The sequence below is a fragment of the Paenibacillus sp. FSL E2-0151 genome, from assembly GCF_037993015.1.
GTDB classification, from domain to species: Bacteria; Bacillota; Bacilli; order Paenibacillales; family Paenibacillaceae; genus Paenibacillus; species Paenibacillus amylolyticus.
The window spans coordinates 1,152,904-1,167,570 of sequence record NZ_CP150308.1 but is presented as its reverse complement, the minus strand read 5'-3'; the positions used below and the strand labels follow the sequence as shown (position 1 = coordinate 1,167,570).

The window sequence follows — 14,667 nt, the reverse complement described above, 5'->3', positions numbered from 1 at the left end:
CGCTATTATTTAAGAGTCGGGTTGGTTGTTTATCTAAACTACTACATTCACGAGAAGGGTGGATTACTATGTTTCAAATGGCCAAACGTGTACTCCTCAGCACAACACTGACACTCAGTTTACTTGCAGGGGGCGCACTTCCCTATCTGCCTGCTTCAGCGATCTATGCCGATGCGGATACCGCGGTTACCAACAAGCAGAACTTTAGTACAGACGTCATCTATCAGATCTTTACGGACCGATTCCTGGACGGCAATCCTTCCAACAATCCTACCGGAGCTGCCTACGATGCCACTTGTAGCAACCTGAAGTTGTATTGCGGAGGCGACTGGCAGGGTTTGATCAACAAAATCAACGATAACTATTTTAGCGATCTGGGCGTTACGGCATTGTGGATCTCCCAACCGGTCGAAAATATCTTCGCTACCATCAACTACGGCGGCGTGATCAACACAGCGTATCATGGTTACTGGGCACGTGATTTCAAGAAGACCAATCCGTATTTCGGAACGATGGCTGACTTTCAAAATCTGATTACAACCGCTCATGCCAAAGGCATCAAGATCGTCATTGACTTTGCACCGAACCATACGTCTCCTGCCATGGAAACCGATACATCCTTTGCTGAGAATGGCAAGTTGTACGATAACGGTAATCTTGTTGGCGGATACACAAATGATACAAATGGATATTTCCATCACAACGGCGGCTCCGATTTTTCCTCCCTGGAGAATGGTATCTACAAAAACCTCTATGACCTCGCTGACCTGAATCACAATAACAGTACCATTGATCAATATTTCAAAGATGCAATCAAGCTATGGCTCGATATGGGCGTGGATGGCATTCGTGTTGATGCGGTGAAACATATGCCTCTCGGCTGGCAAAAGAGCTGGATGTCTTCCATCTATGCACATAAACCTGTATTCACCTTTGGTGAATGGTTCCTGGGATCCGCTGCATCGGATGCGGATAACACGGAATTTGCCAATGAATCCGGGATGAGCCTGCTCGATTTTCGCTTTAACTCTGCCGTGCGTGACGTCTTCCGGGATAACACATCCAACATGTATGCTCTGGATTCGATGATTACAGGCACAGCGGCAGATTACAATCAGGTGAATGACCAAGTCACGTTCATCGACAACCATGATATGGATCGGTTCAAAACAAGTGCCGTGAACAACCGTCGTCTGGAACAAGCGCTGGCCTTCACGCTGACTTCCCGCGGCGTACCTGCCATCTATTATGGTACCGAGCAGTATCTGACGGGTAACGGAGACCCTGATAATCGGGCCAAAATGCCTTCCTTCTCCAAAACAACCACTGCTTTCAACGTGATCAGCAAACTGGCCCCTCTGCGCAAATCCAATCCAGCAATCGCCTATGGCTCTACTCAGCAACGCTGGATCAATAATGATGTGTACGTTTATGAACGCAAATTTGGCAAAAGTGTAGCTGTTGTTGCGGTGAACCGTAATCTCTCCACACCAGCAAGCATTGCGAATCTAAGCACTTCACTGCCAACAGGCAACTACACCGATGTATTGGGCGGCGCACTGAATGGTAATAACATCACTTCCACCAATGGCAACGTCTCTTCCTTCACACTGGCAGCCGGAGCAACCGCGGTCTGGCAGTATACAACGAGCGAAACAACACCAACGGTCGGACATGTAGGTCCTGTCATGGGCAAACCGGGTAATGTCGTTACCATTAGCGGACGTGGATTCGGTGCCACCAAAGGTACCGTATACTTCGGTACAACAGCCGTTACCGGTGCTGCGATCACATCGTGGGAAGATACACAGATCAAAGTGACGATCCCAGCTGTTGCCGCAGGCAATTATGCTGTGAAAGTAGCTGCGAACGGAGTTAACAGCAATGCGTATAACAACTTCACCATCCTTACGGGTGATCAGGTCACTGTACGATTTGTCATTAATAATGCTTCCACCACACTGGGTCAGAACATCTATCTGACAGGTAACATGGCAGAACTGGGCAACTGGAGCACGGGTACAACAGCTATTGGCCCTGCTTTCAATCAGGTCATCCACGCCTACCCAACTTGGTACTATGATGTGAGCGTGCCAGCCGGGAAACAACTGGAGTTCAAATTCTTCAAGAAAAATGGTGCAACCATTACATGGGAAGGTGGTTCCAACCACACGTTCACCACACCAACCAGCGGTACAGCCACAGTCAATGTAAACTGGCAATAGAACATTCAGTCCACAAGGTAACCCGGAGTTACGCTAACGCAGCGTATGCTCCGGGTTTTGCTATTGGATTATGCTATATAAATTGAACAAATGATCGTGTAAATGTTTATAGTTCAACTAACATAGATTGGATCTATATCTCACATTTCTAATGATAGGTTCGAATCGACTTCAATGTTGTAGCGGCCAGAATACCTGTCGCCAGCAGTAATATGCCCACGCCTTGCAGCACAGAAGCTGCCCCCCACTGATCAGCCAATACGGAGACAACCGTCAATCCCAGAATAGGCGCTGTACTGGTGATTGTTCCAACCACACCATAGACCCTTCCTTGCAGCTCGTCCGGAACCGCCGTCCTCAGCATAATTTGGGTGAGCATTGTGCAGCAGGCGAACATCGCACCTCCGCCCACGATGAACGGCAACACCATGATTGGAGAGGATACATTCGCCAAAAAAATATAAATCGGACCTAATACAATCAGACCGATAAACACCCATCTCCCTCTTCGCTTCAATCGTTTTCCCGAAGCAATCAACAATGCAGAGCCAATCATGTATCCGAGTGGAATACAGGTTTCAATTAATCCAAACTGCACCGGATTCGCCTCCCATACCTTGACCGCCATCACTTGAACCAGCATCATGGCTGACATGAAAAATAATATCAGTACGGGATTGAGCAATACGATGGAACGGATCAGACGATTCCGATAGATGTAGGCAAACGAACTACGCCATTCCTGAGCAAACGTGGTCTGCTGACTAACGGATCGCTGTACCTCAGGAAAGCGGCCCGCCATCAGCACACAGACTGCGGACAACAGGAAGGTTGCCCCTGTAATTAATATGGCAACAAATCCGCCAAATGCAGCAACAGCCACTCCCGCAGCGGCTAGTCCACTGATTCGGGCAAGATTATCCACCATATGAATGGTTCCCGTCGCTTGTTGAATATGTTCTCTGCCGACCATACTTGCTACAGAGGCGTGGAATGCAGGGGCCTGAAACAGACTTGAAAACATGGAGAGTGAGAGCAACAGCAGCACTACCGGAAACGGAGCATGCCAGCCGAACAGGCTAATCGCAATCAGCACAGCCATCACACCGCGGAATACATCCGAGGCCAGCATCAGCTTCCTGCGATCCAATCGGTCTGCAACCGTACCCGCCACCGATCCAAATAGAAAACTGACGGCCATATTGCAGATCTGTACAGCCGCCATGCTCTTTGCACTGCCTGTGGTCTGTAACACCCACAGGCTAATCGCAATCCCATTGAAGCAATCCCCAAAGACCGAGATGCCGTAGCCGTACAATATCCTGCGAAAGGTAACATTACGCCAAAGTGTTGGCGGAGCTTTAGTATTATGCAATGCAGCTTGTCCATCTTGGTATCCGATAATCTCGGGCTCACTGGACGAGTTCATGCCCATACATCACGTTCCTCCCTTATCATCATTAGAGCCCATGCAGAATCAGGCACTTCCGTAGCTCTGTCAGTCGACAAAGACATGACATCACGGAAGTGCCTGAGTTAAGTGAGTGTTACGCTATCGAGATTAATCATGCCGTCGTTAGCTTAGCTGATGATATTGTTTCTAGACCTATAATGTTTCTTGCTGAGTCTGCGTTTACCCTTTGGAAGCTCCTGCTGTCAGACCCTGAACCAGGAATCGTTGCAGGAAAACAAACAGCAGTGTAATTGGAATAGCGATCAGTACCGCCCCCGCAGCAAACATCGTAAAGTTACTGTCCTGATAACGGTTGACCAGATCCCACATACCCACCGCAAGCGTCCAGTTCTCTTTCGTCCGCAGCACCAGCCGGGCGAAGATAAAGTCCATCCACGCACCGGTGAAACTGGTTAGTGCCACATAAGTCAGCATCGGCTTGGATAAAGGCAGGATGATGCTGGTGAATACACGCAGGTGACTTGCACCATCCATGCGGGCTGCTTCGTCCAGACTGCGGGGAATCGTATCAAAGAAACCTTTGACGATAAATCCGCCCAGTACCGCCCCTGAAGAATAGACCAGGATGAGCGCAGCATGGGTGTCGAGCAATTTAATTTGCAGCAAAATGATATAGATTGCAATCATGCTCATGAAACTCGGGAACATCCCGAGGATCAGCATGGTGGAGAGGATCGTTTTACGTCCACGGAAGCGGAAACGGGACAAGGCATACATCCCAAGTGTCACCATCAACGTGGAGAAGATCATCGTGAAAAAGGCAATTTTCAGCGTATTCATATACCATCTGCCGTACATAAAAGACGGGTTATTGAACAGCTCCCCGTAATGGGTCAACGTGAATGCTTCCGGCCATAACCGTTCACTGAACAATGCCGCGCCGGGTCTCAGGGAAGAGAGAACGATCCAGAGCACCGGATAGATGGAGACAACGGCGATGATCAGCAACAGCACATAACTCAGAGCCAGACGCAGCGGATTATTACGTGTCTTCATTGAATCATGTCCTCCTCCTTGAATGATTTGGAGCGGCGGAAGTTCCAGATAGAGAATGAAGCGATAATGAGGAAAATGATGATACCTACCGCTGAAGCCATATTGAATTTGTTATTGTCGAGTGTGAGCTTGTAGAGCCAGGTCACCAGCAGGTCCGTTGCCCCTGCGTACTGGTAGTCTCCCCGCAATGGATTTCCGTTGGTCAGCAGGAAGATGACATTGAAGTTGTTGAAGTTTCCGGCGAACTGCATGATGAGTACCGGGGTTGTGGCAAAAAGAATGAACGGCATCGTAATGATCCTGAATTTTTGAAACGCAGATGCTCCGTCCACTTCGGCAGCCTCGTAGAGATCACGAGGGATGGCCGTCAGTACACCCAGAATCAGCACCATACTGACCGGAATACCGATCCACATGTTGACAACAATGACGGTAACCTTGGCCCAGAACGGATCTGTCAGCCAGGGTAATCCCTCCAGTCCAAACGCTCTCATGTACGTATTGATTGGACCAAACTGACCATTGAACAGATTACGCATGAGCAGCAAGGAGATGATCTGCGGGATGGCATAAGGCAGAATAAAAATGGTCCGCCACAGCTTCTTGAAGCGTATGCCCCGCTGTTCAATCAACAGTGCTACTAACACGCCGCCAAAATAGGTGGTGACTGTAGCCAGAATGGCCCAGATGACTGTCCAGGTCAGCACACCGTAGAATGTCTGGCTCCAGGATTTCAGCTGGATCAGATCACTGAACGTCTTGAAGCCTACCCAGTCCACGAGTTTGGCTGGCGGAATATGATCTGGAGCCGAATAGTTGGTAAACGCGATCGTGATCGTAAACAGGATGGGCATAACGGTGAAGAAAAGAATGCCCAGCGCCGGGATGGACAGGAACAGATACGGGAAGTTTTTGTCCATCATGTTTCGAAGCGAAGCCGCTGCGCCCAAAGTCTGCTTGCCTTCTTCCCTCGCAAGTCCCGTGACGTACGCATCCCGAATATTCAGGATGTAGATCAGAATAAACACAAAAAACACCAGCAGTACGATAATGCCATCAAGCAGCAAAAAGATGGAATGGTCTCCCCTTTGAAGTACGGTGGATCCATTCACTTTGACAAAACGCTGTGTATTTTCCCCCAGTGTCCATATGCCCCATACGGCCTGTGACAGGCGAGGAAGCAGGTACGCAAGCCCCGCTCCCTCCAGTAACAGTAGACAAATTCCCTTAATCCATTGTCGATTGTACAGCTGTCCAAGACCTTGCAGTATGATGGAACATATGGCCGCTGTCATCCGGTGCTGTCTTTCCCTGTTCGGTCCAACAGGCACCGGGACATGCTGCTGTTGCATTCGCTCTCTCCTCCCCGCCTATTGCTAACCTGTATACATTGAACAAAAGTGTACTTACACTGACCACTCCGATGACAGAACAAGCTTCCGATCGGTGATAAAGGCGAGCCTATGCTTCCGAAGTAGCTTTCTTTCAGAAAGCTTTTAGTTTCACTTCTTCAGCTTCCTTCTGTCCTCTCCGTTTTGGTGTAAATATGAAGTTCAATTTATGCAGCTCTTATGCAAATCTTCGAATTCGTCGTTCGTTCTTATTGGACGGTTGCAAGGCTTTCCTGGATCTGTTTCACGGCATTGTCCAGCGATGCCTTCACGTCCTTATCGGTATCCCATATATCCGTAATGGCCGAAGTGATTGGTCCCCATACGCTGTCCATGGCAGGAAGCGAAGGCATCGGTGTTGAGTTATTGAACTGTTCCAGGAACGCCTTATTGATCGGGTCCTCCTGCAACTTCGGATCAGCAGCCACGTTTTTGTTCGCAGGAAGTGTACCGTTCAGGTCAAAGTTCTCCATCTGAGCTTCTTCATTGGAAAGGAAAGCTGCCAAGAGCTTCGATGCATTCGGGTACTGCGTAAATGCATTCACATAATAGGCCTTAACACCTGAGAAGGAGGTCATCGGTTTGCCATCGATTGCTGGAAGCGGAGCAACGCCAAAATCAATACCTGCATTGCGATAATCGGCAATGGTCCACGGACCGTTAATGTCCATAGCCAGCTTGCCGCTGGAGAATAATCCTTTTTTGATATCATAGTTCACATCACCCATCTTGAGCGGTAGCACTTCCGACTTCAGCGTCTGTAAGAACTGTCCACCCTTCTGCGCACCTTCGTTATTCAGACCGAGATCCGCGCTATCCATCCCGTTGTCTCCAAAAATATAACCGCCCTGTGAAGCCAGGAATGCATAGTTATAGTAAAATTGCTGCAATTCCCACATCAGCGCATACTGATTGGACTTCACATTATTGAACGTCTTGGCGAAACTGATAATCTCATCAAAGTTTTTCGGAGCTTCTGGATAGAGTGCCTTGTTATAGAAAAGGGCGTAGGTCTCCACGCTGTACGGATAGCCGTACAGGATATCCTTGAACGTTACTGCCTTCAGTGCGTTGTCGCTGGTGTTCTCCGCGGTCTCTGCTTCGAATATGTCATTGGGCAGAATAAGTCCCGCCTCTGAAGCGCTACCAATCTTATCATGCGGGAAAACAACCACATCTGCCGCCAGACCCGCTGGGCCATCCGTCGTCAGCTTGGTTACCTGATCGGTTGGAGGTAATTCCTCCATTTTGACCGTTACCCCATATTTTTCTTCGAATTTTTTGGCTCTTTGCTCAATAAAGCTGCTTTGATTTTTATCCTCCCAGATCACCAGCGTTGCCCCTTCTTCCGGTTGAAGGTTCTCGGATGTCAGCTCTACAACTTCCTCCGGATTCTCACCTGCCGTAGTTGGAGATGGACTTCCGCCTCCCGTAGAGCACGCAGCCAGTGTAAAAGCCATCATGACGGACAATGTTGCCCCTTGCCATTTTCTCATGTAAAATGTCCCCTTCCCTCTGCTTGGTCCAACAAAGTTCGCGCTTTTCACCCTTTTGTCTGCGTATGTTGTCAGGTTTTGCATCCCATATCCTCATTTGTACAAACGTTTGCTCAAATGAGAGACAAGATGACCTCTCCGTTCAATATGTAGGGGTAAACAAGTCAAGAAGTATGTAAATCCAATGATGTAAGCGCTATAATAACAATCACATCATACAATAACGATCTTTATTTGCACAAACGTTTGCACAAGCCATATTTGCTCAATTTTATCCAATTTCGTTCTTCTACCTACAGTAATTTCCTGTTTCCTTGTTCTGACTCTTTCTTCCTTAATTTCACTTCGCGTGCATCCCTTACTCGGCAGTTAGCAATTGATTTCTCGTATCCTTTGGATTACCATAGGAGAATATTTATACGATTGTTCAGAAGGGATTTTTTCACATGATTACGATCAAGGATATTGCCAAATTGGCGGGTGTTTCCCCTTCTACAGTGTCACGGGTGATTTCCAACCATCCCAGAATCAGCACCAAGACGTCTCTCAAAGTGAAGCAAATCATGAAAGAACTGAACTACCATCCCAACATCATCGCGAAGAGCCTGGTTTCCAAAACAACACATACCCTTGGGATTATGCTTCCGCGTCCTGCAGAAGAGTTGTTTCAGAATTACTTTTTCGGGGAACTGCTGCGAGGTATTATTACACATGCCACCCGTATGAATTATGAATTGCTGCTAACAACCGAAACATCATCAGACAATGAACTGCATGCGATATCCCGCCTTGTGCATGGCCGTAGAGTTGATGGTATTCTGTTGCTTGGGTCCAAACGAGATGATCCCATCATTTCATTTTTGGAAGCGGAAAAGTTTCCTTTTGTGTTAATCGGTCGCAGTGAAGCTCATCCAAATGCCCCCATGGTGGATAACGATAATGTGCAGACCGCTTATGATGCGACGCATCATCTGATCGCCCAGGGACATACTCGAATCGGATTTGTCAGCGGTCCTCCGGACATTACGTTATCGCATGATCGCATGTTAGGATACCAAAAAGCGCTTGCCCAAGCCGGGCTGGATGCGGATAGTGATTGGATTGTGGAAGGTGAATTTCTGCAGGAAAGTGGATTCAGAGCGATGTCGCTGTTCATGTCCTTGCCGGACAGACCCACCGCAATTGTTGTCATCGATGACAACGTGGCCTTTGGGGTATTGAGAGCTCTTGCCGAGCTTCATTATCTGGTGCCTGAAGATATCAGTGTGGTCAGTTTTAACAATATTGCATTATCGGAACTGGCTTCTCCACCCCTAAGCTCTATCGACATCGGGACTTATCAGCTTGGTTATACAGCCGTTCAGGTATTGTTAAAAATTCTTAGTGGGGAACCACAGCTTCATAATCCGGTCATTATCCCCCATCGTCTGATCGTGCGTGAATCCTCACTCTTTTCCAAGCCAAAGCCATCCTCAGATTGATTCATTTCGGGTATCCGTGTAGTAATGCAAACGTTTGTCCTACCCGGAATATGATGCTGTTATCCACTGTACGTAGGTGCATAGGTGCAAAAAAAGAAGCCGCATATACTCATGCGGCTTCCTTAATTCACACACTATTTCCGTACTCCATGCTTGGCTGCACTTCAATGGATTAATAAGAGCTCCAGCCTGCATCAGCTGTAACGACAGTTCCGTTCACGAAGCTGGACTCGTCAGATCCGAGGAACAGAGCCACTTTGGCAATCTCTTCACTCGTTCCAATGCGTGGGTTGATTGTCATCCCAAGCTGTTGCCGCCCTGCACCGAAATGGCTAATACCTGCCATGGAGGAGCTGATATTGGTTGCCACAGCGCCTGGAGCGATCGCGTTACAGCGAATGCCTTGCTCAGCATACATATACCCTGTATTTTTGGTGAAGCCCACGACCGCATGTTTGGACGCCGTATAAGCTGCTCCCGCACGTCCACCGTGCAATCCACCTGCCGAAGCAATGTTCACGATGACACCTTTTTGTTTTTCCAGGAAAATCGGCAATACTTTACGTGTTGTCCGCATCACACTGGTTGTGTTCACAGCAAACAATCTCTCCCACTTCTCATCCGTTATATCAGCTGCAGGCTCCATGCCATCCATAATTCCCGCATTGTTAATTAGAATATCTACTGTACCGTATGTGCTCACCGTCGTATCGATCAGATTTTGCACATCTTCTTCTTTGGCTACATTGGCCAGAACGACAATCGCTTCTCCGCCCTGTGCCTTAATATCATTCACTACCGCTTGTGCCGATTCTTCGTTAATATCCGATACAACGACTTTCGCGCCTTCTTGAGCATACAACGTGGCAATTGCTTTCCCCATACCTGAACCAGCACCTGTAACAACTGCAACTTTATCTTGAAGTTTCATTCCATGTATCCTCCTTTGTGTATTCGTTTACAATAAGTTAACAAACAAATGTTCATTAACTCCTATCCTTAGTATAATAAGTCATAGCGTTTCACTTCAATCAGTAAAAGCTTGTCCAGTTGTACGTTAAACAACACTTATAAGCCCGAATGTACTTTAAAGTGAACGATATAAATTGAACTAAACATTTACACAAAACGGAGAGGACAGAAATAACCTGAAGAAGCGTAAGCGTTCGCCTAAAAGCTTTCTGGAAGAAAGCTGCATCGGAAGCATATGCTATCCCCGGATTTACCATTTATAATAGGAATCAAAAAATCTGGGGATAACAGCGATCGGAAGGTTGTTCTGTCATCGAAGTGGCCAGTGTAAATATTCTTTAGTTCAACTTATATAGCGAGGAGGAAATAGATGTCTGAAACTATGAATTCGATGGACCGAAGAATCAAGAAATCAAAGGTTGCACTGAAGGATGCACTCATCCATTTGATGCAAAAACATCCCTTTAAAGAAATATCGATTACGGATATTGTGCAGCGAGCCGACCTGAATCGGGGAACTTTCTACAGGCATTATCAGTACAAAGAAGACCTGTTCAACGAAATTATCGATGATGTGATTCAGGATCTGGTAACTTCTTTCCGCAAACCTTATCAGGATGAGGAAGAGTTCGAAGTCAATCTGATGCCCTCTTCGGCGATCACTATATTTGAGCATGTACACCAACACGCACAATTCTACACACTGGTTGTGAAATCTGAGGCCTCCTCCAACTTCCAGCGCATGATCTGTGATGTTCTTCGGGATCTCGCTTTACAGGATCTGAATCATATCTTCCCTCCGCACATCAACCATGAAATATTGGCAAGCTACCAATCTCATGCGATATTTGGCATGATCATGGAGTGGATCAGACAGGATTTCAATCATAGCCCCGCCTACATGGCCGAGGAGTTGTTCAAGATCATCCATTACAAGCCGGATAATGTCGTGTTAAAAAACTGAGATTTTTTGAATCGTCTTACTTCCCTTTAGTAGGGTGATTGAGATTAATTTCAAGAAAGCTTCCCACCAAAATTATGTAAATGTATTCCTGTAATTTCTGGTAATGATATGTTAGGTTATCCAATGGAATACAAACAAAAGGAGGATGAGATTACATTTGAAGAAGTCGTGGATTATATCATTGATTACCAGTTTTGTTTTGCTTGGTGGGATGCTTCTTTCTCCACCCGCTTCTGCTGATACAGCCAAAGTAGTAAACTCTACATATTCAGATTCAGATCAGAGTTATGCAGAATTTAAAGAGTACACTAATCAGTTATTTGCTCTTGAAACTTATGAGGCCAAAGCCTTTACCGCTTTGGAAAGTATCGACACCCAGGTAACTTCAACCAATCGCAAGTCCATGTACCTTAAACTTACGAATACGGTGATCCCCAATTATACGAAATTGGTATCCAAGGCAAAACAAATCAAGCCTGCCAACCCGCAAATCAAGAAAATCCACGCCACATTTATCAAGGCAAGTTACACTCAGCTCGAAGGGTACCTGTTGTACCAAAAGGCAGTATCCAAGAACAAAGTGAATTACACGTTACTAAAACAGGGTAATGCCAAAGTAAACACCGCTAGTGTTCTAATGGATCAATGCGAACAACAGTTATACGCCTATGCAAGAAGCTTGGGGTATGACAGTTAGTACCAATCTTCATAGAAGCCCAAAAAGCGACCGTTCCTCATATTTAATGAGGAACGGTCGCTTTTTCTAATTATGAATTATGATAACAATCTAATACGTAAAATTTATTGCACTCTTCTGATCACAGCCCCAGCTTCTGCCCTTTCTCCAACCGCTGAATCTGCTGCTCTCCGGTATCCGCAAGTTCACGGAACTGGTTAATCGTCTCGCGCATTCTTGGCAGAGCTTCCTGCTTATAAAGACTGATCGAATCCAGTGCTGACAACACATCGGTGAACGCCTGTTTCATCGTATCCACGGAGATGCTGGCTTCATACGCCTGCTTCTGGATGGCAATCCCCTGATCCTTGAGCATCTTGGATGTTCCGGCGATCAGATCATTGGTCGTCTGGTTCAGCAACTCAATTTTCTGCAATACAATCTTCTGATTATACAAAGCACTCGCTACAGTTACGGCAATTTTCAATGCAGAGATGGTTACATTCTTCGCACGGTCTACGCCTCGGATCAGTTCCTTATTATTGCGGATGACTACTTCAATCGCCATGATACCCTGCTGGTTCACGACTAACATCTGCTGCAGATCCATCACCCGCTGACGGAGCGGAAACAGCACTTCTTCCGTAATAAAGCGGACTTTCTCAGGGTCTTCATTACGGACCTTGGCGGCTTCAATCTGCGCGTCGATGGACTCATCCATGAGCATGCCAAGCTGGATTTCCTTTTGCAATCGCTTTGTGAGTTCTCGCAGGTTCTGTTGTTCGATCTCCAGCGTTGTATTATCGTTACGCAGGGTGGATCTGCCTTTATCCAAAGAGGTTACGATGTCAGCGATGACTGCGTCAGCCTTCTGGTATTTCAGGAAATAGGCGCGAAGCGGATTGAACAATTTCCCAAGGAAACCGGTCTTGGCAAAGTCGACCACACTCGGGTCGAGATCCTTCAGTTGCATATGCAGCTCGGTCAAGCCTTTGGCGACCTGACCGCCCTCGTCTCCTGTCTTGGACAGATGTCCAACGGAGACTTGAAGCAAGGCGTTTTTCTCAGAAGAGGATCTCATCGTGTTCATGCCAAAGCCGTCAATGGATTGCAAAATCTCTTTGCGCTTCTCCAGGGATTCGAGATCCAGTGTCATGATCATCTCTACGTTGGCATTTGCCACTTGTTGAAGCTCCGCGACCTCGGCGGGCACGGGTTTCACCTCTTCTTCGATCACCTTCTGAATTTCCTTCTGGCTCGGTATTTCCATTGAAAATGACATCTACAGTTCCCCCTTTTGATTACATCTGTACGTTAAACAGGTTTCCGATCTTGTACACGACATCGTCAGTATCGGCATTGATGCTTGCAGCCTCGTTAATGCTGGAGATGCTCTCCAAAGCCTTGATGTCCGCGTTGTATCCAATCGTATAGATTGGCACTTTGTACGTTTCGACCAGATCACGAATATCCTTCAGGGTATGGCCTTCGTTGGTCTCGCCATCACTCAGGACAAAGATCAGCGGCTTCACGTTTGGATCAGCAGCCATATAATCTTCCAGCATCTTCATCGCCACCACGATCCCGTCAAAGGTCGCCGTACCACCGCCAGCTTGCAGACTATCAACTGTTCCGACAAACATGGACTGCTGGTTCGTATCATACTTGGCAATCGGCAGATTCACGGTTACCCCGCTGGAGTAAGAGACCAGGCCAATACTGTTGTCTGTGCCCAGATACTTCTGACCTTTGCGCAGGGATTCCTTCAGTCGGTTAAGCGGTTCGCCGTCCATGCTTCCGGACACGTCTGTCACGAACACGGCGGCAATGGGTTTGCTGCCGTTCTTCTTCTCTTTCCATACTTTCTGTGCGGACAGCAACGTGCCGCCATCCACGGTAGCCAGTTCGGATTTGTAATCCTGTAGCCCGTTGAAACCGAACTCCTCCGCCGATTGTTGGTACTTCGCCTGGGTTACGAATTCCGCAAACTTTTGGATGATTTCCTGTTTGTTCTGTGGCAATTGTCCCAATGCATACAGCGGGCTATCATGTCTCACACCAAACGGTGTAAAGACGTATCCACTCTTCAGATCAGCGGTATTCACATACGTCTGGTATTCGAGTACAAAGGCATCCAGTCTGCCTGACTTGGCAGCTTCCCGCATCTGAATCGTTGTTGACGCTGTAAACGGTACATTCGTCTGGAACTTTTCGAACCCTTCAATAGCCTTCTCGCCAAGCGGGTTGGCGCTGTCATACGTATTCAGTGCAGTCACCAGGAAATTCAGTCCTGTGGAGCTGGCAAATGGATCGGTATATCCCATCGCGAGTTCATTGTTAGCAATGGCTTCGGTTACGGTTTTTACATTAACGGAGCCGTACGTATCAACCAGTGCATCATATTTCGCTTTGGAAATAACAATACCCGGAACGTTCCCGACCAATCGCTCGGATACCATCTCTGTCTTCACCCCACTGGCCTCAACCATCTCGCCCCATAGTTCATTGGAAGGTGTGAATGCATCCGGCATATACTTACCAGACTTGATATAATCGGTGGCCGTACCGGAGGCAATATTGCGGATTTTGACCGATACCTGTTTCCCACCAACGGTAATATTAGCTTTGTTGAACTCCTCGCCCACTTCGGTTAACCAGCCGTCTACCCCGCTGCCCGACTTCTCTGGGGAAGAGAAGATTTCGACGTAATCATTTGTTGTATTCTCTACGGCAATTGCAAATTTGGAGATATCCGGCAGTGATTCTGCCACATCGACCGGGTCGAGATCAATCTGTCCTTTGACCGGTTCCGCCGTCGCTGGCGCAATGTCCGCGTACAGTTTTCCCAGTTCCTTACCTGCATTCTCTGTGCTCACCTGTGTAGTCGACTTGCCAAAGTTCGACGTCAGTGTAATCCCTGCATAGACCAGACCAAATACGAGCACCAGCATTACAATCGATATGAAAAAAAACTTTCCCTTCTTGGCCATAC

At 47.3% G+C, this 14,667-nt stretch carries 11 protein-coding genes; 4 read left to right on the top strand and 7 right to left on the bottom strand.

The window, feature by feature from the left end; genetic code table 11:
- The first annotated feature begins 68 nt into the window (after positions 1-68).
- Positions 69-2,225 carry an alpha-amylase family glycosyl hydrolase gene (locus tag MHI55_RS05330; protein ID WP_340389199.1) on the top strand — a complete coding sequence of 719 codons (2,157 nt, stop codon included), beginning with the start codon at positions 69-71 and terminating at the stop codon, positions 2,223-2,225.
- Between the two features lie 148 nt (positions 2,226-2,373).
- Here MHI55_RS05330 and MHI55_RS05325 read toward each other — a convergent pair whose 3' ends face one another.
- The 4 genes from MHI55_RS05325 to MHI55_RS05310 form a co-directional block, all read right to left on the bottom strand.
- Positions 2,374-3,660 (bottom strand): MFS transporter, encoded by a 1,287-nt coding sequence (locus MHI55_RS05325; protein WP_340389197.1) that lies wholly within the window; start codon positions 3,658-3,660, stop codon positions 2,374-2,376.
- 198 nt (positions 3,661-3,858) lie between these two features.
- Positions 3,859-4,695, bottom strand: coding sequence for a sugar ABC transporter permease (locus tag MHI55_RS05320; protein ID WP_036672604.1), 837 nt, complete (start codon positions 4,693-4,695; stop codon positions 3,859-3,861).
- Positions 4,692-6,047, bottom strand: a complete 1,356-nt coding sequence (locus MHI55_RS05315) for a sugar ABC transporter permease (protein WP_047841752.1) — start codon at positions 6,045-6,047, stop codon at positions 4,692-4,694. The genes MHI55_RS05320 and MHI55_RS05315 overlap by 4 nt, the downstream gene beginning before the upstream one ends.
- 248 nt (positions 6,048-6,295) lie before the next feature.
- On the bottom strand, positions 6,296-7,582 hold the full coding sequence (locus MHI55_RS05310; protein WP_340389195.1) for a maltose ABC transporter substrate-binding protein: 1,287 nt from the start codon (positions 7,580-7,582) through the stop codon (positions 6,296-6,298).
- Between the two features lie 446 nt (positions 7,583-8,028).
- On the opposite strand from MHI55_RS05310, the gene MHI55_RS05305 reads away from it, so the two are divergent.
- Positions 8,029-9,063: a LacI family DNA-binding transcriptional regulator gene (locus tag MHI55_RS05305; RefSeq protein WP_340389193.1), complete on the top strand. Its 1,035-nt coding sequence runs from the start codon at positions 8,029-8,031 to the stop codon at positions 9,061-9,063.
- A gap of 172 nt (positions 9,064-9,235) precedes the next feature.
- Here the strand turns inward: MHI55_RS05305 and MHI55_RS05300 are convergent, their stop codons facing one another.
- Entirely contained in the window at positions 9,236-9,994 is a 759-nt protein-coding gene (locus MHI55_RS05300) for an SDR family oxidoreductase (protein WP_340389191.1), read from the bottom strand.
- Between the two features lie 411 nt (positions 9,995-10,405).
- Between MHI55_RS05300 and MHI55_RS05295 the strand changes: the two genes are divergently transcribed.
- Together MHI55_RS05295 and MHI55_RS05290 are read left to right on the top strand one after the other, a co-directional pair.
- Positions 10,406-10,999, top strand: coding sequence for a TetR/AcrR family transcriptional regulator (locus tag MHI55_RS05295; protein WP_340389189.1), 594 nt, complete (start codon positions 10,406-10,408; stop codon positions 10,997-10,999).
- Positions 11,000-11,156: 157 nt separating this feature from the next.
- The gene (locus MHI55_RS05290; protein WP_101314634.1) at positions 11,157-11,696 is read left to right on the top strand and encodes a hypothetical protein; all 540 of its coding nucleotides are present in this window, start codon (positions 11,157-11,159) and stop codon (positions 11,694-11,696) included.
- 121 nt (positions 11,697-11,817) lie between these two features.
- On the opposite strand, the gene MHI55_RS05285 is transcribed toward MHI55_RS05290, so the two are convergent.
- Positions 11,818-12,957, bottom strand: a complete 1,140-nt coding sequence (locus tag MHI55_RS05285; protein WP_047841746.1) for a toxic anion resistance protein — start codon at positions 12,955-12,957, stop codon at positions 11,818-11,820.
- A 19-nt stretch (positions 12,958-12,976) separates the two neighbouring features.
- Positions 12,977-14,665 carry a VWA domain-containing protein gene (locus MHI55_RS05280; protein ID WP_339189638.1) on the bottom strand — a complete coding sequence of 563 codons (1,689 nt, stop codon included), beginning with the start codon at positions 14,663-14,665 and terminating at the stop codon, positions 12,977-12,979.
- Between the last annotated feature and the right edge of the window lie 2 nt (positions 14,666-14,667).